Source organism: Streptomyces albireticuli, assembly GCF_021228125.1.
In the GTDB taxonomy this organism is placed as follows: Bacteria; Actinomycetota; Actinomycetes; order Streptomycetales; family Streptomycetaceae; genus Streptomyces; species Streptomyces albireticuli.
On record NZ_JAJQQS010000003.1, the window covers coordinates 70,353 to 95,802 of the forward strand.

Genomic DNA, 25,450 nt, shown 5'->3' on the forward strand with positions numbered 1-25,450 from the left:
CGCCAGAGGCGCGGAGGGGTGTTCCGTCGTGGACCAGCAAGCCGGGGACGGCGCGCCCGACCGGGAGGACGGCGCGGGCGGGCAGGCGAAGGGGGAGGGGACGGGGGAGGAGACGGACGCCGGGGCCGCCGGCAAGGGCCGCTTCACCTTCCCCAGCGCGCTGACCGTCCTCGCGCTCGTCACCCTCGCCGTCTGGATCCTCACCTTCGTCATCCCCTCCGGCACCTACCGGCGGAACGACGACGGCAACCCCGTCCAGGGCACGTACCACCGCGAGGCCGCGCCCGGCGGGTTCGTCCACCGCCTGGGCGACCTCTTCCTCTCGCCGGTCAACGGCCTCTACGGCATCCGTGACGCCCGTACCGGCGAGGTCGCCCCGGACGCGGTGGGCGCGCTCTACGGCAGCGCCGGCGTCTTCCTCTTCGTCCTGGCCATCGGCGCGTTCATCACCGTCGTCTTCGCCACCGGCGCCCTCGACCGCGGCATCGAACGGCTGGCCCACCGGCTGCGCACCCGTGGCGCCCTGCTGATCGCCGCCGTTATGGCCGTGTTCTCGCTGCTGGGCACGGTCGAGGGCTTCGCGGAGGAGACGCTCGGCTTCTACGGGCTGATCGTGCCGCTGATGCTGGCCCTCGGCTACGACCGGATGGTCGCCACCGGCACGATCATCCTGGGTGCGGGCGTCGGCGTGCTCGCCTCGACCGTCAACCCCTTCGCCACGGGGGTGGCCTCCTCGGCGGCCGGGGTCTCGCTGGGCGACGGCATCGCGCTGCGCTTCGCGATGTGGGTCGTCCTCACGGGCGTCACCATCGGATACGTCCAGCGGTACGCGCGAAGGGTGCGCACCGACCCCGGCCGTTCGCTGGTGGGCTTCCTGCCCGGCGACCGGGAGCTGGCCGCCGAGGCGGCGGCGCCGCCGGAGCTGACCGGGCTCCAGAAGGCCGTGCTCGTCATCGTCACCGTGGTCTTCGCCTTCATGATCTTCTCGGTGATCCCCTGGGCGAGCGCGCTCACCGGCAAGGCGGACGCCGCGCCCTACGGCTGGGAACTGGGCTGGTCCTTCGCCCAGCTGGCCGCCCTCTTCCTGGCCGCTTCGGTGCTCGTCGGCATCGTCGCGCGCCTGGGTGAGCAGCGGCTGAGCGCCGTCATCGTCAAGGGCGCGGGCGACTTCATGTCGCCCGCGCTGACGATCGTCCTGGCGCGGGGCGTCACCGTCCTCATGAACAACGCCCGCATCACCGACACGGTGCTGCACTCCATCGAGGGCGCCGTCTCCGGTACGCCGGGCGCGTTCTTCGGCGTCATGGTCTTCCTGGTCAACCTCCCCCTGGCCTTCCTGATCCCCTCGACCTCGGGTCACGCGACGCTCGCGATGCCGATCCTGGCGCCGCTGGCGGACTTCGCGGACGTGGGGCGGACGGTGGTGGTGACGGCCTGGCAGTCGGCGAGCGGGCTGATGAACCTGTGGGTGCCGACCACTGCGGTGATCATGGGCGGGGTGGCGCTGGCGAAGGTGGGCTACGACAAGTACTTGCGGTTCGTGTGGCCGCTGCTGGTGATTCTGGCGGTGCTGATCTGCGGGTTCGTGGCGCTGGGCGCGGTGGCGTGATCCCCTGCCTGCCCCTTCCCGAACCGGGGGCTTCGCCCCCGGGCCCCCTTTCCGCGCTTCGCGCGGTGTCCTCAATCGCCGGACAGGCTGATTTTCAGCCCGTCCGGGGGCACCTCCCAGCGGTAGCTGGGGGAGCTTGAGGACCGGGGCCCGGGGCGGAGCCCCTCACGCGGCGGAGCCGCACATCGGATGCAGCGGGAAGGGGCGGGGTGGGGAAAAAGCCTCAGCCCCGCAGCAGCCCGTACGCCGGCAGCGTCAGGAACTCCGCGTAGTCCTCGTCCAGAGCCACCCGCAGCAGCAGATCGTGCGCCTCCCGCCAGCGCCCCGCCGCGAACGCCTCCTCCCCCGCCTCCGCCTGCACCACGGCCAGTTCCTCCGCGGCGACCCGCCGGGCGAGCTCCGCGGTGACCTTCTCGCCCGTGTCGAGGACGACGCCCGCGTCGATCCACTGCCAGATCTGGGAGCGGGAGATTTCGGCGGTGGCGGCGTCCTCCATCAGGTTGAAGATGGCGACGGCGCCCAGGCCGCGCAGCCACGCCTCGATGTAGCGGATGCCGACCGCGACGGCGTTGCGCAGCCCTTCGTGGGTGGGCCGCGCCTCCAGGGAGTCGACGGCGAGGAGCTGCTCCGCCGTCACCCGGACGTCCTCGCGCAGCCGGTCCTTCTGGTGCGGACGGTCGCCGAGGACCGTGTCGAAGGAGGCGCGGGCCACGGGCACCAGGTCCGGGTGGGCGACCCACGAGCCGTCGAAGCCGTCGCGCGCCTCGCGGTCCTTGTCCGCCTTGACCTTCTCGAAGGCCACCCGGTTGACCTCGGGGTCCTTCCGGGAGGGGATGAAGGCCGCCATCCCGCCGATCGCGTGCGCGCCGCGCTTGTGGCACGTGCGGACGAGGAGTTCGGTGTACGCGCGCATGAACGGCGCGGTCATCGTGACGGAGTTGCGGTCGGGGAGCACGAACCGCTCCCCGGCGTCACGGAAGTTCTTGATGATCGAGAAGAGGTAGTCCCAGCGGCCCGCGTTCAGCCCGGAGGCGTGCTCGCGCAGCTCGTAGAGGATCTCCTCCATCTCGTACGCGGCGGTGATCGTCTCGATCAGGACGGTCGCCCGGACGCTGCCGCGGGGGACGCCGAGGTACTCCTGGGCGAAGACGAAGACGTCGTTCCACAGCCGGGCCTCCAGATGGGACTCGGTCTTGGGGAGGTAGAAGTACGGGCCCTTGCCGAGGGCGAGCAGCCGTGCGGCGTTGTGGAAGAAGTACAGGCCGAAGTCGACGAGCGCGCCGGGCACGGCCCGGTCGCCGTCGGTGAGGTGGCGCTCGTCGAGGTGCCAGCCGCGCGGCCGGACGACGACGGTGGCCAGCTCCTCGGCGGGCCGCAGGGCGTAGGACCGGCCGCGCTCGTCGGTGAAGTCGATGCGCCGCTCGAAGGCGTCCACCAGACTGAGCTGCCCCCGCACCACGTTCTCCCAGGTGGGCGAGGAGGCGTCCTCGAAGTCGGCGAGCCAGACGCGGGCGCCCGAGTTAAGGGCGTTGACGGTCATCTTCCGGTCCGTCGGGCCGGTGATCTCCACCCGCCGGTCCGCCAGCGCGGCCGGGGCCGGGGCGACGCGCCAGTCGGGGTCCTCGCGGACGTGGGCGGTCTCCGGGAGGAAGTCCAGCGTGCCGGTGCGGGCGATCTCGTCCCGGCGCCCGGCCCGGCGGACGAGCAGCTCGTCACGGTGGGGGGTGAACCGGCGGTGCAGCTCGCCGACGAAGGCGAGCGCCTCGTCCGTCAGGATCTCCGACTGCCGTGCGACGGGCGGGGCGTCGACGAGGGCCAGCGGGGACGGCGCTGGTGCGGACATGGGCGCTCACTCCTTCAGCGGTGACCGGGGACGACGGCACGGAGTGCCGCCGGATGATCGTCCGTGGAGAATAGTTTTCTCATGGTGGAACATCAATGGGGTGGTGACGTCGGGCAACGGTTTCCGGCGGGCCGCACCGGCAGCGCGGGCCCCTGCGGGCGGCCTTTCCCCGGCCCCGCCCTTTCCCGAAACCGGGGGCAAGCCCCCGGGCCCCGCTTCCGCGCCGCCGCGCGGCGGCCTCGAACTCCCCCGGCTACCGCGGGGGTGCCCCAGGAGGCGCCCCCGGCCAGGCTGATCTCACCCCGTGCCGTCCCCGTGCCGCCCGCGAGCCGCCCCCCCCGTGCCGCCTCCGTCCCACCCCCGGACGCCCGGCCGGCTCCGCCTCCGGGCCCCGTCCGTCGCCCCGTCCGTCGCGTCAGCCCAGCAGCGGCAGATCGTCCGGCGTGTCGACGTCACCGGGGTCCGCGACGTCCCCGCACTCCACGAGCGTCAGTTCGGGGGCGTGCGCCCGCAGATAGTCGCGGGCGCCGCGGTCGCCGGTGGCCGCGCGGGCGACGCCCGCCCAGTGCTCCCGCGCGAACAGCACCGGATGGCCGCGCTCCCCGTCGTACGAGGCCGCCACCAGGCCTGCCCCGGCCCGGTACGCGGCCAGCAGCCGGGCCACCGCCGCCGCGCCGACGCGCGGCTGGTCGACGAGCGTCACCAGCGCCGCCGACGCGTCCCCCGGGACGAGCGCGGCGAGCCCGGCGCGCAGCGAGGAGCCCATGCCGTCGGCCCAGGCGGGGTTGTCCAGCAGCACACAGCCGGGGAGCCGGGCACGTGCCCGTACCTCCTCGGAGGCCGCGCCGAGCACGACGTACCTCGGTGCGCAGCCCCCCTCGGCCAGGATCCGCGCCGCGTGCTCCACCAGCGGCCGCCCCCGGTGCTCCAGCAGCGCCTTCGGCCGCCCGCCGAGCCGCCTGCCCCCGCCCGCCGCGAGCAGCAGTCCGGCGACGGCCGCCGCCCCCGCGGGGCCTTCGTGTGTCGTGGCCGTGGTGCGCGTCATGGCCCCTGCATACCGCATCCGTCGGCGGGGCGGGCCGTGGCGGCCGCATCACCCGTGCGTGCGGAGTACGGACTTGATTTCGCTGTGCGTGTAGCGCGAGGTACGGAAAGTGCGTTAACTGATCCGCGCTAGCGCGTGGGAGGGGGAGTGTCGTGGCGGAGGGCGCCGGAGTGGCGGAAGAGGAGCGTGTGGAACGCGTCGGCGATGACCCGAGAGTGAACGAACTGTGCGACGCGGTGTCCCGGCTGCGCCGGGCGCTCGCGGCGCACCCCGCCCTGTTACCCGACCGCGACGCCGCCGAGGACGAACTGGCCGCGCTCGACGCGATGGCGCGCGCCGGGGAGCCCGAGGTGCCCCGGCTGCGTCGGGCGCTGCTCCTGGTCGCGGGCGCGCTGGGCTCGGTGAGCGCCCTGGCCCCCGCCCTCGGCGAGGTCAGGGCCGCGGTCGACCGCTTCGGCGGGACACCGGGGGAGGAGCGCTTCCGGGTGCCGGGCCCCCGTGAAGGGGGCTGACGCCCGGACCGTACTGACGAGACCGTACAGACGAGGGAGAGCGGCCCCGCGCACCTGCTGCGGGGCGTGGGACGGTCGGCGCGGCAGTGCGGCGGGCGACCCGCGTCAGGCGGACGTGTCCGCCAGCGTCACCGAAAGCTCGGCCGCCACCTGCTGGAGCAGCGGCACCATCCGCTCGGTCGCCGCGTCCGTGACCCGGCCCGCCGGGCCCGAGATGGAGATGGCCGCGGCCGTCGGGGCGTTCGGCACCGGGACCGCGAGGCAGCGGACCCCGATCTCCTGCTCGTTGTCGTCCACGGCGTAGCCGCTCTCGCGCACCCGGGTCAGGGCGTCCAGGAAGCCCTCCGGGGTGGTGATCGTCTTCTCGGTCGCGGCGGGCATGCCCGTACGGGCGAGCAGCGCGCGGACCTCGTCGTCGGGGCTCTGCGCCAGCAGCGCCTTGCCCACCCCGGTGGTGTGCGGCAGCACCCGCAGACCGACCTCGGTGAACATCCGCACCGAATGGCGCGAGGGCACCTGTGCCACGTAGACGACCTCGTCGCCGTCGAGCAGCGCCATGTTCGCGGTCTCGCCGGTCTCCTCGACCAGCCGCGCGAGGTGCGGGCGGGCCCAGGTGCCGAGCAGCCGGGAGGCGCTCTCGCCGAGCCTGATCAGACGGGGGCCCAGGGCGTACCGGCGATTGGGGTGCTGGCGGACGTAACCGCAGGCCACCAGCGTGCGCATCAGGCGGTGGATGGTCGGCAGCGGCAGCCCGCTGGTCGCGGAGAGCTCGCTCAGCCCCACTTCGCCGCCCGCGTCCGCCATCCGCTCCAGGAGGTCGAAAGCGCGCTCCAGGGACTGGACACCGCCGGTGGGCGCGGCGGTTCGGGGCTCGGTGGGCGAGGGCACGTTCGGGGTCCTTCCGGGACGGGGTGGCAGAAGCCTACCGGCCCGTCACCCCTCCTGTTCGCCACCTTCCGTCAGAAGAAATCCCTTTTCTGTCTCCCGGAAAGCCGCAGGAGGGGGCGGTGCGGCGCGGAGGTCTTGACGGGTGCGGGGCCCCGCTGAAGACTGCCCCCACCGCCGTTCAACAGAACGTTGAAAAACATCTCGCTCGTCATCGCCGGTGCGCCCCGGACCTCACGGGAACCACCGGGAACCGCTGGGAGAGGAGAAGGCGTGACCCCGGAACCGGTGGAGCTGCTGCTGCGCTCCACGCGCGTCGTCACCCCGGAGGGGACGCGCGCCGCCTCCGTCGCCGTGGCCGCCGGCCGGATCGCGGCCGTCCTGCCCCACGACACCGCCCCGCCGCCCGGCGCCGTGACCGAGGACCTCGGGGACGACGCCCTGCTCCCCGGCCTCGTCGACACCCACGTCCACATCAACGAACCGGGCCGCACCGAGTGGGAGGGCTTCGACGCCGCGACCCGCGCCGCCGCCGCCGGGGGCGTCACCACCCTCGTCGACATGCCGCTCAACAGCCTCCCGCCGACCACCACCGTCGAGCACCTCAGGGCCAAACAGGACGTGGCGCGCGGCGCGGTCCACGTGGACGTCGGCTTCTGGGGCGGTGCCCTCCCCGCCAACCTCGCGGACCTGCGCCCCCTCCACGACGCGGGCGTCCTCGGCTTCAAGTCCTTCCTGTCGCCCTCCGGCGTCGAGGAGTTCCCGGCGCTCGGCCCCGAGGACCTGGAGGCCGTCGCGGCGGAGACCGCCGCCTTCGGCGGCCTGCTGATCGTGCACGCCGAGGACCCGGCCCACCTCGACCGCGCGCCCCGGGTCCACGGCCGGCGCTACGCCGACTTCCTCGCCTCCCGCCCGCGCGCCGCCGAGAACGACGCCGTCGCCGGCCTGATCTCCGTCTCCCGGCGGCGCGGCACCCGCGTCCACGTCCTGCACCTGTCGTCGTCCGACGCCCTGCCGCTGATCGCCTCGGCCCGGGCCGAGGGCGTGCGCGTCACCGCCGAGACCTGCCCGCACTTCCTGACCCTCACCGCCGAGGAGGTACCCGACGGGGCCACCGAGTTCAAGTGCTGCCCGCCCGTCCGCGAGGCCGCCAACCAGGACGCCCTCTGGGCGGGCCTCGCCGACGGCACCCTCGACTGCGTCGTCTCCGACCACTCGCCCTGCACCACCGACCTCAAGGTCCCCGACTTCGGCACCGCCTGGGGCGGCATCTCCTCCCTCCAGCTCGGCCTCCCCGCCGTCTGGACCGCGGCCCGGCGCCGCGGCCACACCCTCCGGGACGTGGCCCGCTGGATGGCCACCGCCCCCGCCGCCCTCGCCGGACTCCACCGCAAGGGCGCCATCGCCCCCGGCCGCGACGCCGACTTCGCCGTCCTCGCCCCCGACGAGTCCTTCACCGTCGACCCGGCCGCGCTCCACCACCGCAACCCCGTCACCGCCTACGCCGGGAAGGAACTGCTCGGCGTCGTCAGGTCCACCTGGCTGCGCGGCCGCCGGATCGCGGGGCCCGGCGCCCTCGCCGCACCCACCGGCCTCCTCCTCGAAAGGCAGCGCGGCACATGAGCGAAATACCCTCCTCCGCCGGGTCGTTCACCGGCAACGCGGAACCGTACGCGGGCGGCGACCCGTACGCCGACTACCGCTCGGCCCCCGCCCCCTTCGGGCACCTGCCCGACCTCGCCGACCGGGACCTGGGCGGCGCCGTCGTCGCCGCCAGCGACGAGTTCTTCGCCGAGCGCGAGAACCTGATCGTGCCCGCCGCCCCCCGCTTCGACCCGCACGCCTTCGGCCACAAGGGCAAGGTCATGGACGGCTGGGAGACCCGCCGCAGACGCGGCGCCGAGGCCACCGCACCGCACCCCGGGCCCGACGACCACGACTGGGCGCTGATCCGGCTCGGCGCCCCCGGCCGCGTCCACGGACTCGTCGTCGACACCGCCCACTTCCGCGGCAACCACCCCGAGGCCGTCTCCGTCGAGGCCGCCGCCCTGCCCGGCACCCCCGCCCCCGGGGAACTGCTCGCCGAGGACGTGAAGTGGACCGTCCTCGTGCCGCGCACGCCCGTCGGCGGGCACGCCGCCAACGCCTTCGCCGTCCACTCCCGGGAGCGCTTCACCCACCTGCGGCTGCGCCAGTACCCCGACGGCGGCGTCGCCCGGCTGCGGGTGCACGGCGAGGCGGTGCCCGACCCCGCCTGGCTCGCCGCCGTCGGCGTCTTCGACCTCGCCGCGCTGGAGAACGGCGGCCATGTCGAGGACGCCTCCGACCGCTTCTACAGCTCGCCCTTCAACAGCATCCGGCCGGGCCGCTCCCGCGAGATGGGCGACGGCTGGGAGACCCGCCGCCGCCGCGACACCGGCCACGACTGGGTCCGCTACCGCCTCACCGGCCGGGCCGTCCTGCGGGCCGCCGAGATCGACACCGGCTGCTACAAGGGCAACGCCCCCGGCTGGGCGGCCCTTTCCGTCCTCGACGCGGGCACCGGCGCCGACCCCGCCGACCCCGGCGCCGGCTGGACCGAGATCCTCCCGCGCACCCGTCTCCAGCCCGACACCGTCCACCGCTTCCCGCTGGACGGCCGGCCCGTCGCCACGCACGTACGGATCGACGTCCTGCCCGACGGCGGCGTCGCCCGGCTGCGCGTGCACGGCTCGCTGACGGACCCGCCGGCCGACGACGCCGGGCGGACCGTCACAGAGGGCGGCTCATGAACAGCGCGATCTCGCCCTCGGAGGCCGTCCCCGTGTAGAGCGTGGTGTCCAGGCCGCACAGGGCGAAGCCCATCCCGCGGTACGCGCGCACGGCCGGGGCGTTGACGCTGGTCACCTCCAACCAGGCGGTGCGCGCGCCCAGTTCCCGGCCCTCGTCCAGCGCGAGGTCCATCAGGGCGGACCCGACGCCCTGGCCGCGCCGGTGCGGCGCCACCCGCACGTCGGAGATCAGCAGCCGGCTGTTCCAGGCGGAGTGGGCGAAGGTGACGGCGCCGCACAGGCCCCCGGCGTCGTACGCGACGAACGCCCGCGCTTCCGCGTCCTCGCCGAGCTCCTCCTCGTCCGGGTAGACCTTCCGCAGCGGGGGGTCCACCGGCACGGCGCGGACGCGGAACCCCTCCTCCGTGGCCGTCACTTCGAGGACGGCGCCGGTCGTGAAGGAGTTGTCGAGGGCCTCGATCGCCTCGAAGTCCCCGGGGAGCGCGGGCCGGTAGGCCACGTCGGGCCGATCGCTGTACGACATGCGTTCACCGTACAGCGAGCGAGTCCCAGAACATCGACTCGTAGTCCTGGAGCAGCCGTCCGTAGCGGCGCGCCGAGGGCTCCGAGAGCCGGCCCGCCGCCAGCCCCGCCGACACCGCGGCCAGGACCGCGTCCGGCGCGCCCGGCTTCGGCTCGGCGAAGAGGTCGAAGAACGCGCACGCCGCGTCGTCGAAGCCGTACCGCTCGCGCAGCGCCCGGCCGACCGTGGCGCAGTACGACGACCACGCCGCGAAGTTGGCCGACAGGGCGACCACCACGTCCACGGGCTCGGCGCCGAGCGCGAGCCAGGCCACGTACGACGGATACGCCTGGCAGCCGGCCCGCGGCTCGTACGCCCGCACGGCCGCCTCGTCCAGCCCGCAGGCGGCGGCCAGCGCGCCGAGGTGGCCCAGGGCCGAGTCCTCGCCCCGCGCGAGGTTCTCGAAGAACGCGGCGACGGCCGGCACGGGCGCGGCCCGCCCGGCGAGGTGGGCGAAGCTGCGGCGGTCGCCGACGATGACGTGGTGCTGTTCCAGCGCGAGGGCCGCGAGGACCTCCACGGGCGCCTCTCCCGCCGCGATCCGCTCGACGGTCGCGTTCGGCGCGGGCGCGAGCTCCCGCGCCGCGTCCGTCAGTACGTCCTGGGCCGTGCGCGTCATCGATCCGCCTTCCGGTGTCCTGGCCGGGGGCCGCCCCCCGGCTCAGCCTTTCAGACCCGCGTGCCGCGCGCTCGGCCTCCGGCGAGAAAGAACGCTCAGCCTCCGGCGAGAAAGAACAGGAGGAAGAGGAAGGCCGCGAAGAAGTGCACGGCCACGAGGTAGATGATCACGCGGACCGTCATCCCCATCGGGGCCCGGTCCTCCTCGTTCATGCGGCGGACGGCCGGCTCCCCGGTGTGTCCGTCCAGTCGTTCCTCGGCCGGTGTCATGGCATTCCCCTCCGGGTCGGCGTCGCGCCCCCGAGACACAGCTCGGTCGCGGCGCTCTGCATCAGCGTGTGCATGAACAGCAGGTCCACCCCGCCGGGCGAGGCGGCCGCGATGCGGTGCGGGGTCAGCGAGTCGAAGTGCGCGGCGTCGCCCGCGTCCAGCAGGTGCGTGGACTCGCCGAGCGTCAGCCGCAGCCGGCCGGAGGTGACGTAGAGCCACTCCTCGCCGGGGTGCACCCGCACCAGCTCCGCCTGGCCGCCCCCGCCCGGCGGCACATGCAGCCGCAGGGCCTGCATGGCCCGCCCCGAGCCGCCCGCCCGCCAGTACGTCCAGCCGCCCGCCTGCTGCGGCTCCATCCGGTCGCTCCGCACGATCGGGTCCCGCTCCGGGATCGCCTCGCCCAGGAGGTCGGATACCGTCGTTCCGTACGTACGCGCCAGCGCCAGCAGCATCGGCAGCGACGGAGTGCGGCGACCGGTCTCCAGCCGCGACAGATGGGCGGGCGACAGGCCCACCCGCCCGGCCGCGGCCTCCAGGGTCAGGCCGCTGCGTCGTCGCAGGTCGCGCAGGCGAGGGGCGACGGTCGGCAGCTCCTCTCCCGGGCTGTCGTCCGGTGGGGCCGGGGTGCTCTGGCTCATGGTTCCGGTATAGACCCGGCGTACCTCAGAGGCAAAAGTTTTGCCTCTGAGGCAAAACCGCCGGGTCCGCCCCGGCGTGTCCCGGGGCGAACGGTCGATTCCGGGTGAACGGCCCGTCGGTCCCGGTGAATCTCCCGGAAACATTGCCCGTTCAATATTGACGCGTCCCTGACCATGCACGTCATGCTGTTGGTCATGAGCATGACTAACCCCCCTCGCGTTCGCCGTTTCGCCCGGAGCGCCGCGCTGGCCGCCGGCCTCGTCTCCGCCCTGCTCCTCGGCGGACCCGCCCTGGCCGCCACGCCGCAGGCCGCACCGGCCGCCGTCGCGGTCGCACCGGTCTCCGCGAAGATCGTCGGCGACATCTGTTACTCGGACCTGCCCTCGCAGGCCCACGACACCATCCGGCTCATCGACGCCGGCGGCCCCTTCCCCTACCCGAAGGACGGCACCGTCTTCTCCAACCGCGAGGGCGTCCTGCCGAAGCAGACCTCCGGCTACTACCACGAGTACACGGTCAAGACCCCCGGCTCCCCGGACCGAGGTGCACGGCGCATCGTCACCGGTCAGAAGAGCCACGAGGACTACTACACGGGCGACCACTACGAGACCTTCGACCTGGTCGACTTCACCTGCTGACCGCCCGGCACCGCTTCCCGCCGCCCGGCTGAACCATCCGCCGGGCCATCCGCACACCGACGGGTGAAGGTCCCGCCGCCGTCCACCACGGCGGCGGGACCTTCCGCTTCCATGACCGGGTGAGACTCACCGCCGCCCTCCTGGCCGCAGCAGCCTGCCTCGCCCTCGCACAGACGCCCGCCGCGCCCCGCGCGAGCGCCCCCGGCGGCGCCCCCGACCTCGGTCCGAACGTCCACGTCTTCGACCCGTCGATGCCGAAAGCGGCGGTGCAGCGCGAGGTCGACGCGGTCTTCCGGCGGCAGGAGCGCGCCCAGTTCGGCGACGGCCGGCACGCGCTGCTGTTCAAGCCGGGCGCCTACGACGTCGACGTCAACGTCGGCTTCTACACCCAGGTCGCGGGGCTGGGGCGGTCGCCCGACGCCGTGACCGTCCGGGGCGCGGTGCGCGCCGAGGCCGACTGGTTCCAGGGCAACGCCACCCAGAACTTCTGGCGTTCGGCCGAGAACCTCTCCGTCCTCCCGCCCTCCGGAGCCGACCGCTGGGCCGTCTCGCAGGCCGCCCCGTACCGCCGCATGCACGTCTGCGGCGACCTCCTCCTGGACGACGGCGGCTGGTCCAGCGGCGGCTTCCTCGCCGACTCGCTGATCGACGGCCGGGTCCGGTCGGGCACCCAGCAGCAATGGCTGTCCAGGAACAGCGAATTCGCCGGCTGGACCGGCGCCACCTGGAACATGGTCTTCGCCGGCGTCCGGAACGCCCCCTCGGACCGCGGCTACCCCGCACCGCCCCACACCCGCGTCGACCGCACCCCGCTCGTGCGCGAGAAGCCGTTCCTGTACGTCGACGGGGCCGGCGCGTACCGCGTCCAGGTGCCCGCCCTGCGCACCGGGGGACGGGGCACCACCTGGGCCCACGGCGCCCGCCCGGCGGGGGAGTCCCGCCCCCTCGGCCGGTTCCACATCGTGCGGCCGGGGTCCGGCGCCGCCGGGATCCAGGCGGCGCTCGACCGCGGCCGTGACCTGCTCCTCACCCCCGGCATCCACCACCTCGACCGCACCCTGCGGGTCACCCGCCCCGGCACCGTCGTCCTGGGCCTCGGCCTCGCCACGCTCGTGCCCGACCACGGCGGCACCGCCCTGTCCGTGGCCGACGTCGACGGGGTGCGGCTCGCGGGCCTGCTGGTCGACGCGGGGCCCGCGGCCTCGCCCGCGCTGATGGAGATCGGGCCGCCGGGCGCGCGCCGGCGGCACACGGCCGACCCCGTCTCGCTGCACGACGTCTTCTTCCGGATCGGCGGCACCGGCCCCGGCCGGGCCGTCCGCAGCCTGGTCGTCAACAGCTCCGACGTGATCGGCGACAACCTCTGGCTGTGGCGCGCCGACCACGGCGACGGCATCGGCTGGACCGTCAACACCGCCGACCACGGGCTGATCGTCAACGGCGACGACGTCACGGTGTACGGACTGTTCGTCGAGCACTACCAGCGGCACCAGACGCTCTGGCGCGGCGAGCGCGGCCGGACGTACTTCTTCCAGAACGAGCTGCCCTACGACCCGCCGCGGCAGGCCGCCTGGCGCGAGGGCGCCCACCGGGGCTACCCCGCCTACGAGGTCGCGGCCGGCGTCACCCGCCACGAGGCGTGGGGGCTCGGCAGCTACTGCAACTTCACGGCCGACCCGCGCGTCGTCGCCGACCGCGCCTTCGCGGCGCCCCGCCGGCCCGGTGTGCGCCTCCACCACCTCGTCACCGTCTCCCTCGGCGGCAAGGGGGTGATCCGGCACGTCGTCAACGGCACCGGCGGCCCGTCCGACGCGCGCCGCAACGTGGCCCACGTCGCGGAGTACCCGTAGGCGGACCGGCACCGTCCGGAGCGTAACCGGACAGCAATCGGACAGGTGTCCTGAAATCGCTCTTGAGGCCGTCCGGTGCGCCGGGGACGATCTTCCGGAGCGAGGGGGAGCCATGGGGGCGCACACGAGCGGAACCGTCGATCTGGCCGCGTTGGGGGACGCGTTCGCCAGGGACCCGCACCCGGTCTACGCCGGGCTGCGGGAGCGCGGACCCGTGCACCACGTACGGATGCCGGAGGGCTCCGTCGCCTGGCTCGTCGTCGGCTACGAGGAGGCGCGGGCCGCGCTGAGCGACCCCCGTCTGTCGAAGGACTGGCGGAGCGTGTCGCCGTCGCTCGGGCTGAAGACGGTGGCCTCGGGCCCGCACATGCTCACGCTCGACCCGCCGGACCACACCCGGCTGCGCAAGCTCGTCGCCAGGGAGTTCACCCCGAAACGGGTCGACGCCCTGGTGCCCCGGGTCCAGGAGCTGACCGACGGCCTGCTGGACGCCATGCTGGCCGCGCCGGACCGCCGCGCCGACCTCGCCGACGCGCTGTCCTTCCCGCTGCCCATGGGCGTCATCTGCGAACTGCTCGGCGTGCCGTCCCTGGACCGGGAGTCCTTCCGCGACTGGTCGAACACCGCCGTCGGATCCGCGCCGCCGGCCGAGAAGGCCGTCGCCGCCGGCGCGATGCACGCCTATCTGGAGGAGCTGGTCGCGGCCAAGCGGGCGCGCCCCGGCGACGACCTGCTGAGCGACCTGGTCCGCGCCACGGACGAGGACGGCGACCGGCTCTCGCCCGAGGAACTCCTCGGCACGGCGTGGATCCTGCTCGTCGCGGGCCACGAGACCACAGGGGGACTCATCACCAACGCGGTCCTCACCCTGCTCACGCACCCCGAGCAGCTGGCGGCCCTGCGCGCCGACCCCGGGCTGCTGGACGGGGCCGTGGAGGAGACGCTGCGCTACGAGGGCCCGCTGGAGACCCCGACGTACCGCTTCACCACGGAGCCCGTCGAGATCGGCGGCACGGTGATACCGGGCGGCGGCGAGCTCGTCCTGCCCGTCATCTCCGACGCCAACCGCGACCCGGCCCGCTTCGACGACCCCGGTCGCTTCGACATCCGCCGCGACGCGCGCGGCCATGTCACCTTCGGGCACGGCATCCACTACTGCCTGGGCGCGCCGCTGGCCCGCCTGGAGGCGAGGACCGCGCTCCGGACCCTCCTGGAGCGCTGCCCGGACCTCGCCCTGGACGCCCACCCGGACGCCCTGCCCTGGCGCGAGGGCCTGTTCATCCGCGGCCCGCACCGGCTGCCGGTGCGCTTCTGATCCCGTTTCCGGCCCCGGCCCGGTCCCGGTTCCCGTCCCGTACCGGCCGCCGGCTCAGTCCGGAGGCGGCGGGTCCGGCCGCCCCAGTTCCGTACGGGCCCGGGTGAGCTCCTCCCGGGCGCGGGCCCTGGTGTCCGGGCTCGCCGACCGCTGGTGCTCCAGGAAGGACTCCACGAAGCCGGCGCGCCGGGCCGGCGGATAGCGCCGCTCGGTCAGGAAAGGCAGGTCGTTGGTGACCATGCTGCGCGCGACGAGCAGCGGGATGTCGCTGTGCAGCGGCCGGAAACCGGGGTTGTGCAGACCCGGTCCGGGGTGTCCGGGGAAGAACTCGCCGAGCATCATCCCGTCGGCCACGAACCCGGGCTTGGCCCGGTCGTGCACCCGGACGACGGTCTCCGCCGCCGCCCCCGGCAGGACGAGGACGATCGTCTTGTCGACGGCGTGCTGGCCGTCGCGCGGTTCCATGGCCAGCCAGTGCGCCTTGAGCGCGGCGACCGCGGCCGTCAGCCCGGCCTCGTCGGTCACGGGGGGCTCGGCCAGGGCGTAGCGGATCAGGCCCAGGCGCTGCGAGAGCGGCACGAAGGGGCAGACCGCGCCCTTGCGGCCGAGGTCCGGATGGGGCCGGGCGACGTGCTCGCGGACCCAGTCGCGCACGGGGCGGAGACGGTCGTGGGAGCCGGCGGCCGGCTCGTCGTACAGCCGGATGCGGGAGAGGTCGGCCGCGGGGCCGCCGCTCGAAGGGTCGTGGTGTCCGTGTCCGTGGCTCATGGCGGGTCCCCCAGTCACTGTGTCCGGTAAACATAAAAACGAGTCAGACCGGGAGCGAGGTTGAGTTTTGCGGGCAAAGTCGCTCCATCGTGTCGGTACCGGACAGGCAACGGGACCAGGGGATCTACGCCACCAGCGCGGAGCCGAATTCCGTCAGCAGTAAGCCGGAGGCCGCCAGCAGCAGTACCCCCGAGCCGCCGAGCAGCAGGCGGTAGCCACGGGTGCCGATCCGGTGGCGGGCGCGGGCGACCATCACCGCGAGCGCGGCCTTGCTGCCGACCAGCAAGGCGTAGAAGCCGAAGAGGAAGCCGCCGGCGTCGGGCGGGCCGTGCCGCCAGGCCGCCACGAGCAGCGGCGCCCCGGTCGTGAGCCAGAACATCCACGGATGCGGGCTGAGCAGGTTCACCAGCGCGCCCTGCCACAGCGTCCGCCGCCCCGCCGCCCGCTCCTCCCGGGCGTCCCGCGCGGCGGGCACCTCGGCCGTCCGCGCCTCGCGCAGCGTCGTCACGGCCAGCCAGGCCAGGAAGAGGCCGCCCAGCACCCCGCCGACGGCGATCGCCCGCTCCGGCAGCACGGCCAGCACGGTCACGGCGAGGACGATCACCGGTAGGTCGGTGAGCAGCGGCACCGCGGCCACCCGCAGCCCGACGCCGAGCCCGCCGCGCAGCGTCCCGGACAGCACCAGCGCGAGCAGGGGGCCCGGGCTGATCCCCGCGCTGAACCCCAGCGCCACCCCCAGAGCCAGCTCTTCCACGGCCTCGCCCTTCCTCCGGCCCTTTCCGCGCGGCACCCCGGGTGCCCGGCCCGGTATCCGGCCCGGTGGCCCGAAGCGCATCTGACATGGGCGGATGCAAAAGTGATCGAGCGGAATCCCCGGAAATGTCAGGGATTCTGTAGGACTTCGCCACTGTCATCTGTATTGCACAAGACGCGACCGCAAGGCGCGGGGTTGACGGCTTCGTCACCCGTATCGGTCAGCCCGCCACCAGGAAGTACGCATGTCCGGACAACCTGACCTCCGAACTTCCCGTCATCCGGTCCCACGGTTACGCTCCCACCGTGTCGACGCACCGATCCCTCCAGTTCAGCCTGGACCGCAGCAGCCCCGTACCGCTCTACTACCAGCTGTCTCAGCAGCTCGAGGCGGCGATCGAGCAGGGCGGGCTGGCCCCCGGCAGTCTGCTCGGCAACGAGATCGACCTCGCCGCGCGGCTCGGTCTGTCCCGGCCCACCGTCCGGCAGGCCATCCAGTCACTGGTGGACAAAGGGCTGCTCGTACGCCGCCGTGGCGTCGGTACCCAGGTACTGCACAGTCAGGTCAGGCGTCCGCTGGAGCTGAGCAGCCTCTACGACGACCTGGAGGCGGCCGGTCAGCAGCCCGCCACCCGTGTCCTGCTGCACACCACCGAGCCCGCCTCCGCGCGCGTCGCCGCGGCTCTCGGGGTGCCGGAGGGCGCCGAGGTGGTGCTCGTCGAGCGGCTGCGCCTCGCCCATGGCGAACCCATGGCCCACCTGCGCAACCACCTGCCCGTCGGCCTGCTCGACCTCGACGGCGACGGACTGGCCGCGACGGGTCTCTACCGGCTGATCCGCGCGGCCGGCATCACCCTGCACAGCGCCCGGCAGACGGTCGGGGCGCGGGCCGCGACCGCCGCGGAGAGCGGACTGCTGGCCGAGCCGGAAGGCGCGCCGCTGCTCACCATGGAACGGACGACGTACGACGACACCGGGCGCGCCGTGGAATTCGGTTCCCATGTCTACCGGGCGTCACGCTACTCCTTCGACTTCCAGCTGCTGGTCCGCCCGTAGCCGTCGCCGACGGGTCCCGCAGGGTCCTGGCAGTGGATCCACGTCGTCAGAATGTTCGGACAAAGTCTTGACTCGGTGCGGCGGACGCCGCTAAAAATCCACCCACATACAGCAGCCCTGAGAGGTACCCCCGGAAGCCCCCGCGGTCAGCGGTGACGGATGGTGACGGATACTTGGGCGGTTGGGCCCGCAGGACCGGGGCCCGGCCGCACCGTGACAGACAGTGAGAAGGGCAACTCCTCGTGGCAAGGCTTCGGACAGGCGTACGCGCGGTGAGCGCCGTGCTGGCAGCGGTGCTCGGCGCCTCCTTGGCGGGGTGCAGCGCTACGGGCGGCAAGCGGGCGGAGGAGCGGGCCGCCAAGGCGGCCCAGGGCCGGGCCGCGGTGGACACGCCCCGCTGGACCTTCGCGATGGTCACCCACTCGGGCGATGGCGACACCTTCTGGGACATCGTCCAGAGCGGTGCCAAGCAGGCGGCCGCCAAGGACAACATCAAGTTCCTCTACGCCCATGACGTGGAGGGCAACAAGCAGGCCCAGAACGTCCAGGCCATGATCGACCAGAAGGTCGACGGCCTGATCGTCACCCTCGCCAAGCCCGACGCCATGAAGGACGTCATCGCGAAGGCGAAGAAGGCCGGCATCCCGGTGATCACCGTGAACTCGGGCTCCGAGAAGTCCAAGGAGTTCGGCGCGCTCACCCACATCGGCCAGGACGAGGTGATCGCGGGCGAGGCCGTCGGCGAGCAGCTCAACGAGCGCGGCCGGAAGAAGGCCGTCTGCGTCCTGCACGAGCAGGGCAACGTCGGTCACGAGCAGCGCTGCGAGGGCGTGAAGAAGTCCTTCAAGGGCGAGCTCCAGAACCTGTACGTCGAGGGCACCAACATGCCCAACGTGCAGTCCTCCATCGAGGCGAAGCTCCAGTCCGACAAGGACATCGACGCCGTCGTCACCCTCGGCGCCCCCTTCGCGCCGACCGCCGTGAAGGCCGCCGAGCAGGCCGGCAGTAAGGCCGAGGTCGACACCTTCGACCTCAACGCCAAGGTCGCCGAGGCTCTCCAGTCCGGCAAGCTCGGCTTCGCCGTCGACCAGGACCCGTACCTCCAGGGCTACGAGGCCGTCGACCTGCTGTGGCTCTACCGCTACAACCGCGACATGCTCGGCGGCGGCCGCCCGGTGCTGACCGGCCCGCAGATCGTCACCAAGGACGACGCCAAGGTCCTGGCCGACTTCACCAAGCGGGGTACGCGATGAGCGCGCCCGCCACCGCACCCGCCCGGGACGCGGCCGACGAGCGGCTGGCACACCGCTCGCACCTGCGCCGGCTGCTCGGCCGCCCGGAGCTCGGCGCGGTCGTCGGCGCCGTGGCCGTCTTCGTCTTCTTCTCGACCGTCGCCGACAGCTTCCTCCAGGCGTCCAGTCTGTCGACGGTGCTCTACGCCTCCTCGACCATCGGCATCATGGCCGTCCCGGTGGCGCTGCTGATGATCGGCGGCGAGTTCGACCTGTCGGCCGGTGTGATGGTGACCAGCGCCGCGCTGGTCTCCTCGATGTTCAGCTACCAGATGACGGCCAACGTCTGGGTAGGCGCCGGTGTCTCGCTGCTCACCATGCTGGCCATCGGCTTCTTCAACGGCTTCGTGCTCACCCGCACCAAGCTCCCCAGCTTCATCATCACGCTGGCCACGTTCCTGATGCTGACCGGCCTTAACCTGGGCTTCACCAAGCTCATCAGCGGCACGGTCTCCACCAAGACCATCGGTGACATGGAGGGCTTCGAGTCCGCCCGCGCGGTCTTCGCCTCCCACCTGACGATCGGCGGCGTCGACCTCCAGGTCACCATCCTGTGGTGGCTCGGCCTGGTGGCCCTGGCCACCTGGGTCCTGCTGCGCACCCGTGCCGGTAACTGGATCTTCGCGGTCGGCGGCAACTCCGACGCGGCCCGCGCCGTGGGCGTCCCCGTCAAGGGCACCAAGATCGGCCTGTATATGGCGGTCGCCTTCTGCGCCTGGGTCTCCGGACAGCACCTGCTGATGTCCTACGACGTGGTCCAGTCCGGCGAGGGCGTCGGCAACGAGCTCCTCTACATCATCGCGGCCGTCATCGGCGGCTGCCTGATGACCGGCGGCTACGGCTCGGCCATCGGCTCCGCCGTCGGCGCGTTCATCTTCGGCATGACCAGCAAGGGCATCGTCTACGCCCAGTGGGACCCGGACTGGTTCAAGTTCTTCCTGGGTGCGATGCTGCTGCTGGCCACGCTGCTGAACGCGTGGGTCCGCAAGCGGGCGGAGGCGAGCAAGTGAGCGACGCACGGACCGCACTGGTCGAGCTGACCGACGTCAGCAAGTTCTACGGGAACATCCGCGCCCTCGAAGGGGTCTCCCTGGAGGTCCACGCGGGCGAGATCACCTGTGTGCTCGGTGACAACGGCGCCGGCAAGTCCACCCTCATCAAGATCATCGCGGGGCTGCACCAGCACGACGCCGGCACCTTCGAGATCGAGGGCGAGGAGACCCGCCTCGGCTCGCCCCGCGAGGCCCTCGACCGCGGCATCGCCACGGTCTACCAGGACCTCGCGGTCGTCCCGCTGATGCCCGTCTGGCGGAACTTCTTCCTCGGCTCCGAGCCGACGAAGGGCTTCGGCCCGGTCAAGCGCCTCGACGCCGCGCGGATGCGCGAGATCACCCGCGCGGAGCTGCTCCGCATGGGCATCGACCTGCGCGACGTCGACCAGCCCATCGGAACGCTGTCCGGCGGCGAGCGGCAGTGCGTGGCGATCGCCCGCGCCGTCTACTTCGGCGCCAAGGTCCTCGTCCTCGACGAGCCGACCGCGGCGCTCGGCGTCAAGCAGTCGGGCGTCGTCCTGAAATACGTGGCCGCAGCCCGGGACGCCGGCCTCGGCGTGGTGCTGATCACGCACAATCCGCACCACGCCTACCTGGTCGGCGACCGCTTCGTGCTCCTCAAGCGCGGCGGGATGGCCGGCAGCCACGCCAAGTCGGAGATCGCCCTCGACGAGCTGACCCGCCAGATGGCCGGCGGCAGCGAACTCGACCAGCTCAGCCACGAGCTGGCGCGGGCGACGGGCCCGGACGTGATCGGCGGCAAACCGGTCGCGACCGAAGAGGGCTGACCACCCTTGTCCCCTTTTTTCTTGATCGCCGGACGGGCTGGATTTTCCAGCCCGTCCGGCGTTTGCGCGACCGGGAGCGCAGGGGAGAGGGCCCTCGCGATGCGGTACCAACCGCGTCCGTGAGGCACAATCGCACCGACCGTAACCATCGAGGGACTCCCTCCAGAGACCACCGCAGGGACGACGACACCGTGCGAGCACGCACCCGTACCGCCAGGCCCCACGTAGTGGAGGCGTCATGAGCATGTACCGCGAGCTCCACCGGGGCGCGGCCAGAGCCACCGTGCTCCGCACCGTCGGAACCCGCGAGCGCCGCTCGCACCTGACCGCCCCGCGCGTCCCCACCGTCGGCATCGACATCGGCGGCACCAAGGTCATGGCGGGCGTCGTCGACGCCGACGGCACCATCCTGGAGAAGGTCCGCACCGAGACGCCGGACAAGTCCAAGAGCCCCAAGGTCGTCGAGGACACGATCACGGAGCTGGTCCTGGACCTCTCCGACCGGCACGACGTGCACGCCGTCGGCATCGGCGCCGCCGGCTGGGTCGACGCCGACCGCAACCGCGTCCTGTTCGCCCCGCACCTGTCCTGGCGCAACGAACCCCTGCGCGACCGCCTGGCCGGCCGGCTCGCCGTCCCCGTCATGGTCGACAACGACGCCAACACCGCCGCCTGGGCCGAGTGGCGCTTCGGTGCCGGCCGGGGCGAGGACCACCTGGTGATGATCACCCTTGGTACCGGCATCGGCGGTGCCATCCTGGAGGACGGCCAGGTCAAGCGGGGCAAGTACGGTGTCGCCGGCGAGTTCGGCCATATGCAGGTCGTCCCCGGCGGGCACCGCTGCCCGTGCGGCAACCGCGGCTGCTGGGAGCAGTACAGCTCCGGCAACGCCCTGGTCCGCGAGGCCCGCGAGCTGGCCGCCGCCGAGTCCCCGGTCGCGTACGGCATCATCGACCGCGTCGGCGGCAACATCCCCGAGATCACCGGCCCGCTCATCACCGAGCTGGCCCGCTCCGGCGACGCCATGTGCGTGGAACTGCTCCAGGACATCGGCCAGTGGCTCGGCGTCGGCATCGCCAACCTCGCCGCCGCCCTCGACCCCTCCTGCTTCGTCATCGGCGGTGGCGTCAGCGCCGCCGACGACCTGCTGATCGGCCCCGCCCGGGACGCCTTCCGCCGCCACCTCACCGGCCGCGGCTACCGCCCGGAGGCCCGTATCGTCAAGGCACAGCTCGGCCCCGAGGCCGGCATGGTCGGCGCCGCCGACCTGGCCCGGCTCGTCGCCCGCCGCTTCCGCCGCGCCAACCGCCGGCGGGTGGAGCGCTACGAGCGCTACGCCCGCGCGGGCCGCGGGTGACGGTCACCATGGACCACCCCGACCGCACCGACGCGCCCGGACCGGACGACGGGGGCGAGGACCGGAAGCGGCCGGCCGCCCCGCGCCGGCTCCGCTGGGTCAAGCCGCTCGTCGTCTTCCTGCTCGTCGCCGTCCCCGCCGGCTATCTCTACATCTCCGCGATGCAGAGCCGGGGCGGCAGCGAGTCCAAGAAGGAGCAGGCCAAGGCCGTCGGCCTGGAGGAGGGCTGGCCCTCCCGGCTCCAGCGCCGCATCTACGAGGTGTGGATCCCGCCGTACTCCGCGGACGTCGCCACCTACGAGACCAACTCGTGGAAGGCCAGCTCGCTGTACGTGCAGTTCACCACCACCCGCGACGGCCTGGAGAACTTCCTCGCCAAGTCCGGGCGGAACCTCGGCGACCTGGAGGAGGGCGAGGTCACCATCGACTCCGAGGAGGCGGCGGAGGTCGGCTGGGACTTCGGTGACGGTCACCACTGGTCGGGCACGGTGCTGGAGCAGGACAAGCCCAAGCCGTCCCTGGAGATCACTGTCAACCTGGACAACCCGCAGTACCCGAAGGTCTACCTGGTCTCCACGACCACCCCCTGAGACCCCGTGGGGCCCCGGGCCGCCGCCAGGACGTGCCCGTACCCGCCCCCGGCCCCCTCACCAGGCACTACCCGGCGCAGGCCGCGGAGACCGCCCCAGGACGTCCGGACGGATGTTAAAAGATGGATTTGTCCACAGGTAGGATCCAGATCTGCGCACGCCGGGGGGACGTCGCGCCGAGCGCCCGGAGGGAAGCCGGGGCCGGCCCGCCGTACGGCACGCGCGCCTGAACGCGTCAATGGGGTGGGGCGGAAGATGGTCACGGGGGATACCGGGCTGCGGTTCGCGCTGCTCGGCCGGCTGCGCGCGTGGCGCGGCGACACGGAACTGGAGCTCGGCTCCCCGCAGCAGCAGGCGTTCCTCGCGGTGCTGCTGCTGCGCCAGGAGCGGGCCGCCTCGGTGGCCGACACCGTGGAGGCCCTGTGGGGCCAGAACCCGCCGCCCCGAGCCGTGGGGGCCCTGCGGACGTACGCCTCCCGGCTGCGCAAGCTGCTGGAGCCGGAGCGGGCCGCGGGCGAGTCCCCCCGGATCCTGGTGTCCGTGCCCGACGGCTACGCGCTGCACGTGCCGCGCGAGGCCGTGGACCTCACCCGGTTCGAGGACCACGTCGCCGCGGCGGGCCGGGCCCGGGCGGCCGGACAGCTCGCGGAGGCCCGCGCCCGGCTGCGCCTCGCGCTGGAGCCCTGGCAGGACGACCCCCTGCCGGGAGTCCCCGGCGCCGCCATGGACGCGCACCGCGCCCGGCTCGCCGACCAGCGCCTGACGGCCCTCGAAGCCCGCCTGGAGCTCGACCTTGAACTGGACGGCCCGCGGCCGGTCCTCGCCGAGCTCACCGGCCTGGCCGCCCACCACCCCCTGCGCGAGCGGCTGCGCGCCCTCCAGGTGCGGGCGCTGCACCGTGACGGCCGGTCCGTCGAAGCGCTCGCCGTCTACGAGGAGGCCCGCCTGCTGCTGAGCGAGGAGCTCGGGCTCGAACCCGGCCGCGACCTCGCCGAGGCGGGAGACCTGCTCACGGCGCCGGACGCCACCCGCGGCACCGGGCTCCCCGAGCCGGCCGCGCCCCCGCTGCCCGCCCAGCTCCCGGGCGACCTCGCCGACTTCACCGGCCGCGCCGCGCTCGTGGCGGACCTGTGCGCGCTGCTGACGTCCGACCGCCCCGGGGCCGCCGCCACGGTGGCGGTCTCCGGGGCCGGCGGGGTGGGCAAGAGCGCCCTCGCCGTGCACGTCGCGCACCGGGTGCGGGAGTCCTTCCCGCACGGCCAGCTCTACATGGACCTCCAGGGCGTCGGCGGCCACCCGGCCGACCCGGCCACCGTGCTGGGCTCGTTCCTGCGGGCCCTGGGCGTGGACGACGCCGCGATACCCGAGAGCCTGGCCGAACGCTCCGCGCTCTTCCGCGCCGGGCTGGACGGCCGCCGCGTGCTCATCCTCCTCGACAACGCCCACGGTCCTGAGCAGGTGCGGCCCTTCCTGCCCGGGCCGCCCTCGTGCGCCGTCCTGGTCACCAGCCGCGCCAAGCCCGCGGGGCCGGCGTCCGCGCGCCTGGTCGACCTCGACGTCATGACCCCGGACGAGGCGCTCGAACTCCTGGGCAAGGTCATGGGCCCGGCCCGCGTCGCCACCGAGCCGGAGGACGCCGCCCGGCTGGTGTCGGCCTGCGGCCACCTGCCGCTGGCCGTACGGATCGTGGCGGCCCGGCTGGCCACGCGCCCCGCGTGGCCGCTCGGCGCGCTGTACGCCCGGCTCGCCGACGAGCGGCACCGCCTGGCGGAACTGCGCGTCGCCGACCTGACCGTCGAGGCCGCCTTCGCGCTCGGCCACGCCCAGCTCCGGCCGGCCCAGCAGCGCGCCTTCCGGCTGCTCGCCCTGCCCGACGGCCCGCACGTCTCGTCCGCCGCCGCGGCCGCCGTCCTCGGCCTGCCGGAGCCGGAGGCCGAGGCGCTGTGCGAGTCCCTGGTCGACGTCAGCCTGCTGGAGTCCCCCACGCCCGGCCGCTACCGCTACCACGACCTGCTGCGTCTCTACGCGCGTGGCCGCGCGGGCGCGGAGGAGCCCCCGGAGGGGCGGGCCGCCTCCCTGCGCCGCCTGCTGGAGTTCCTGGTGTCCACGGTCCGGGCCTCGTACCCCGGCGCCCTCGAAAGGGCCGAACGCCTGGGGATGACCGCGACGGTCCCCGGACTGTCGTTCGCCACGGCCGAGGACGCCGGCGCCTGGCTGGCCGAGGAGGCGCCGTGCCTGTTCGCGGCGGTGCGCCAGGCGGCCCAGGCCCCCGACGGCGCCCTGGCCCCGGCGGCCGACCTGCTGCTCATGACGGAGGAGCTGCTGGAGCGCGGGCGCCCCGGGCCGGAGTTCGAGCAGGCGGCCGAGGAAGTGGTCGCCGCGGCGCTCCGCCTGGGCGACCGGCGCAGCGCGGGCCGTGCCTACCTGGCCCTCGGCCACGGCCACTACTACGTGGCCCGCCTCCGCGAACTGGTCGTGGTCTACCGCCAGGCGGTGGCGGCGAGCCGCGCGGCCGGCGACGCGCTCGTCATGGCCGACGCCCTGGTGCTGCTGGTCCGCTGCCTGCACCACCTGCGCCACCACGACGAGACCCGCGCCCTTCTCACCGAGGCCTTGGCGGTCTTCCGGGAACACTCCGACCGGCTCGGCGAGGCGAACGCCCTCGGCGCGCGCTGCCGGGTGCGCCAGGCGGCGGGCGAGACGGCCCCGGCGGTCGCGGACGCGGAGGAGGCCCTGGTGCTCCATCAAGGTCTGGGCAACGGCCGCCGGGTGGGGTTCGCGCTGTACGAACTGGGCGTCGCCCTCGGTGCCGCCGGACGGACCGCCGAGTCCGCCGCACGCCTCACCGAGGCGCTGTCCTTCTTCGGCGCCCGCCGCAACCGGCTGTGGGAAGGGCTCACCTTCTCCCGGCTCGCGGAGAACCGGCTCGCCACCGGCCGCGCCGAGGAGGCCGCCCGGCTGGCCCGGACCGCGGTCGCGACGCTGGAGGAGGTCAGGAACGACCGCGGCCGCGCCCACGCCCTGGCCGCGCTCGGCTCCGCCCTCGGCCGCCTCGGGGACCACGACGGCGCCCGCGCGCACCGGCGCACCGCGCACGAGATCTGCGCCCGCCTGGGCATGCCGGAGGCCGACGACCTCCTCGCCCTGCTCGGCGACGGGCCCGGGCCCCGGGACGGTGACCGGCCGGCCCGGGTTCCCTGACGCGAGCGGTCCGCTTTCCTCGTGTAGCGAACTCGC

Annotated in this window: 23 protein-coding genes; 14 read left to right on the forward strand and 9 right to left on the reverse strand. The window is 73.8% G+C overall.

Going from position 1 to position 25,450, the window contains the following annotated elements; all coding sequences use genetic code 11:
* Positions 1-160: 160 nt before the first annotated feature.
* Positions 161-1,609 carry a YfcC family protein gene (locus LUZ64_RS05115; protein WP_095584227.1) on the forward strand — a complete coding sequence of 483 codons (1,449 nt, stop codon included), beginning with the start codon at positions 161-163 and terminating at the stop codon, positions 1,607-1,609.
* A 223-nt stretch (positions 1,610-1,832) separates the two neighbouring features.
* Here LUZ64_RS05115 and aceB read toward each other — a convergent pair whose 3' ends face one another.
* Positions 1,833-3,452 (reverse strand): malate synthase A, encoded by a 1,620-nt coding sequence (aceB, locus tag LUZ64_RS05120; protein WP_095584226.1) that lies wholly within the window; start codon positions 3,450-3,452, stop codon positions 1,833-1,835.
* A gap of 415 nt (positions 3,453-3,867) precedes the next feature.
* Complete coding sequence (locus LUZ64_RS05125) at positions 3,868-4,497, reverse strand: nucleotidyltransferase family protein (protein WP_095583043.1); 630 nt, start codon at positions 4,495-4,497, stop codon at positions 3,868-3,870.
* A 170-nt stretch (positions 4,498-4,667) separates the two neighbouring features.
* Between LUZ64_RS05125 and LUZ64_RS05130 the strand changes: the two genes are divergently transcribed.
* Positions 4,668-5,009 (forward strand): DUF5955 family protein, encoded by a 342-nt coding sequence (locus tag LUZ64_RS05130; protein WP_372471950.1) that lies wholly within the window; start codon positions 4,668-4,670, stop codon positions 5,007-5,009.
* Positions 5,010-5,114: 105 nt separating this feature from the next.
* Here the strand turns inward: LUZ64_RS05130 and LUZ64_RS05135 are convergent, their stop codons facing one another.
* On the reverse strand, positions 5,115-5,897 hold the full coding sequence (locus LUZ64_RS05135) for an IclR family transcriptional regulator (protein ID WP_095583041.1): 783 nt from the start codon (positions 5,895-5,897) through the stop codon (positions 5,115-5,117).
* Between the two features lie 270 nt (positions 5,898-6,167).
* Between LUZ64_RS05135 and allB the strand changes: the two genes are divergently transcribed.
* On the forward strand, positions 6,168-7,517 hold the full coding sequence (gene allB / locus LUZ64_RS05140; protein ID WP_095583040.1) for an allantoinase AllB: 1,350 nt from the start codon (positions 6,168-6,170) through the stop codon (positions 7,515-7,517).
* Positions 7,514-8,665 carry an allantoicase gene (gene alc, locus LUZ64_RS05145; RefSeq protein WP_095583039.1) on the forward strand — a complete coding sequence of 384 codons (1,152 nt, stop codon included), beginning with the start codon at positions 7,514-7,516 and terminating at the stop codon, positions 8,663-8,665. Before allB ends, alc begins: the two co-directional genes overlap by 4 nt.
* On the opposite strand, the gene LUZ64_RS05150 is transcribed toward alc, so the two are convergent.
* The 4 genes from LUZ64_RS05150 to LUZ64_RS05165 form a co-directional block, all read right to left on the reverse strand.
* Positions 8,646-9,188: a GNAT family N-acetyltransferase gene (locus LUZ64_RS05150; protein WP_095583038.1), complete on the reverse strand. Its 543-nt coding sequence runs from the start codon at positions 9,186-9,188 to the stop codon at positions 8,646-8,648. The genes alc and LUZ64_RS05150 overlap by 20 nt on opposite strands.
* A gap of 4 nt (positions 9,189-9,192) precedes the next feature.
* The gene (locus LUZ64_RS05155; protein ID WP_095583037.1) at positions 9,193-9,846 is read right to left on the reverse strand and encodes a thiaminase II/PqqC family protein; all 654 of its coding nucleotides are present in this window, start codon (positions 9,844-9,846) and stop codon (positions 9,193-9,195) included.
* A 95-nt stretch (positions 9,847-9,941) separates the two neighbouring features.
* Positions 9,942-10,115, reverse strand: a complete 174-nt coding sequence (locus tag LUZ64_RS05160) for a DUF6126 family protein (protein WP_170116849.1) — start codon at positions 10,113-10,115, stop codon at positions 9,942-9,944.
* The gene (locus tag LUZ64_RS05165; RefSeq protein ID WP_095583036.1) at positions 10,112-10,753 is read right to left on the reverse strand and encodes a helix-turn-helix domain-containing protein; all 642 of its coding nucleotides are present in this window, start codon (positions 10,751-10,753) and stop codon (positions 10,112-10,114) included. The genes LUZ64_RS05160 and LUZ64_RS05165 overlap by 4 nt, the downstream gene beginning before the upstream one ends.
* Before the next feature lie 195 nt (positions 10,754-10,948).
* Here LUZ64_RS05165 and LUZ64_RS05170 point away from each other — a divergent pair, with 195 nt between their 5' ends.
* From LUZ64_RS05170 to LUZ64_RS05180, 3 genes are all read left to right on the forward strand, one after another.
* Positions 10,949-11,392, forward strand: a complete 444-nt coding sequence (locus tag LUZ64_RS05170; RefSeq protein ID WP_372471941.1) for a guanyl-specific ribonuclease — start codon at positions 10,949-10,951, stop codon at positions 11,390-11,392.
* A gap of 119 nt (positions 11,393-11,511) precedes the next feature.
* On the forward strand, positions 11,512-13,242 hold the full coding sequence (locus LUZ64_RS05175; protein ID WP_095583035.1) for a pectate lyase-like domain-containing protein: 1,731 nt from the start codon (positions 11,512-11,514) through the stop codon (positions 13,240-13,242).
* A gap of 112 nt (positions 13,243-13,354) precedes the next feature.
* Positions 13,355-14,557: a cytochrome P450 family protein gene (locus LUZ64_RS05180; RefSeq protein WP_095583034.1), complete on the forward strand. Its 1,203-nt coding sequence runs from the start codon at positions 13,355-13,357 to the stop codon at positions 14,555-14,557.
* 54 nt (positions 14,558-14,611) lie between these two features.
* Here the strand turns inward: LUZ64_RS05180 and LUZ64_RS05185 are convergent, their stop codons facing one another.
* Positions 14,612-15,325: a DUF6875 domain-containing protein gene (locus LUZ64_RS05185; RefSeq protein ID WP_095583033.1), complete on the reverse strand. Its 714-nt coding sequence runs from the start codon at positions 15,323-15,325 to the stop codon at positions 14,612-14,614.
* 124 nt (positions 15,326-15,449) lie between these two features.
* Entirely contained in the window at positions 15,450-16,079 is a 630-nt protein-coding gene (locus LUZ64_RS05190; protein WP_170116850.1) for a LysE family translocator, read from the reverse strand.
* 305 nt (positions 16,080-16,384) lie between these two features.
* On the opposite strand from LUZ64_RS05190, the gene LUZ64_RS05195 reads away from it, so the two are divergent.
* From LUZ64_RS05195 to LUZ64_RS05225, 7 genes are all read left to right on the forward strand, one after another.
* A complete protein-coding gene (locus LUZ64_RS05195) occupies positions 16,385-17,134 on the forward strand; it encodes a GntR family transcriptional regulator (RefSeq protein ID WP_095583031.1) in 750 nt (249 codons plus the stop codon).
* Between the two features lie 242 nt (positions 17,135-17,376).
* Positions 17,377-18,387, forward strand: coding sequence for a sugar ABC transporter substrate-binding protein (locus LUZ64_RS05200; RefSeq protein WP_095583030.1), 1,011 nt, complete (start codon positions 17,377-17,379; stop codon positions 18,385-18,387).
* Complete coding sequence (locus tag LUZ64_RS05205; protein ID WP_095583029.1) at positions 18,384-19,436, forward strand: ABC transporter permease; 1,053 nt, start codon at positions 18,384-18,386, stop codon at positions 19,434-19,436. Before LUZ64_RS05200 ends, LUZ64_RS05205 begins: the two co-directional genes overlap by 4 nt.
* On the forward strand, positions 19,403-20,266 hold the full coding sequence (locus LUZ64_RS05210; protein ID WP_372471940.1) for an ATP-binding cassette domain-containing protein: 864 nt from the start codon (positions 19,403-19,405) through the stop codon (positions 20,264-20,266). Before LUZ64_RS05205 ends, LUZ64_RS05210 begins: the two co-directional genes overlap by 34 nt.
* A gap of 238 nt (positions 20,267-20,504) precedes the next feature.
* On the forward strand, positions 20,505-21,623 hold the full coding sequence (locus LUZ64_RS05215; protein WP_095583027.1) for an ROK family glucokinase: 1,119 nt from the start codon (positions 20,505-20,507) through the stop codon (positions 21,621-21,623).
* 8 nt (positions 21,624-21,631) lie between these two features.
* Positions 21,632-22,213 (forward strand): hypothetical protein, encoded by a 582-nt coding sequence (locus LUZ64_RS05220; protein WP_143593342.1) that lies wholly within the window; start codon positions 21,632-21,634, stop codon positions 22,211-22,213.
* A gap of 255 nt (positions 22,214-22,468) precedes the next feature.
* Complete coding sequence (locus LUZ64_RS05225; protein WP_095583025.1) at positions 22,469-25,414, forward strand: AfsR/SARP family transcriptional regulator; 2,946 nt, start codon at positions 22,469-22,471, stop codon at positions 25,412-25,414.
* Positions 25,415-25,450: the final 36 nt, after the last annotated feature.

Coding starts and splice junctions, on each gene's coding strand:
- aceB (WP_095584226.1), bottom strand. CDS start 3,452: ATGTCCGCACCAGCGCCGTCCCCGCTGGCCCTCGTCGACGCCCCGCCC.
- LUZ64_RS05125 (WP_095583043.1), bottom strand. CDS start 4,497: ATGACGCGCACCACGGCCACGACACACGAAGGCCCCGCGGGGGCGGCG.
- alc (WP_095583039.1), top strand. CDS start 7,514: ATGAGCGAAATACCCTCCTCCGCCGGGTCGTTCACCGGCAACGCGGAA.
- LUZ64_RS05150 (WP_095583038.1), bottom strand. CDS start 9,188: ATGTCGTACAGCGATCGGCCCGACGTGGCCTACCGGCCCGCGCTCCCC.
- LUZ64_RS05155 (WP_095583037.1), bottom strand. CDS start 9,846: ATGACGCGCACGGCCCAGGACGTACTGACGGACGCGGCGCGGGAGCTC.
- LUZ64_RS05160 (WP_170116849.1), bottom strand. CDS start 10,115: ATGACACCGGCCGAGGAACGACTGGACGGACACACCGGGGAGCCGGCC.
- LUZ64_RS05165 (WP_095583036.1), bottom strand. CDS start 10,753: ATGAGCCAGAGCACCCCGGCCCCACCGGACGACAGCCCGGGAGAGGAG.
- LUZ64_RS05170 (WP_372471941.1), top strand. CDS start 10,949: ATGAGCATGACTAACCCCCCTCGCGTTCGCCGTTTCGCCCGGAGCGCC.
- LUZ64_RS05180 (WP_095583034.1), top strand. CDS start 13,355: ATGGGGGCGCACACGAGCGGAACCGTCGATCTGGCCGCGTTGGGGGAC.
- LUZ64_RS05185 (WP_095583033.1), bottom strand. CDS start 15,325: ATGAGCCACGGACACGGACACCACGACCCTTCGAGCGGCGGCCCCGCG.
- LUZ64_RS05205 (WP_095583029.1), top strand. CDS start 18,384: ATGAGCGCGCCCGCCACCGCACCCGCCCGGGACGCGGCCGACGAGCGG.
- LUZ64_RS05215 (WP_095583027.1), top strand. CDS start 20,505: ATGAGCATGTACCGCGAGCTCCACCGGGGCGCGGCCAGAGCCACCGTG.
- LUZ64_RS05220 (WP_143593342.1), top strand. CDS start 21,632: ATGGACCACCCCGACCGCACCGACGCGCCCGGACCGGACGACGGGGGC.
- LUZ64_RS05225 (WP_095583025.1), top strand. CDS start 22,469: ATGGTCACGGGGGATACCGGGCTGCGGTTCGCGCTGCTCGGCCGGCTG.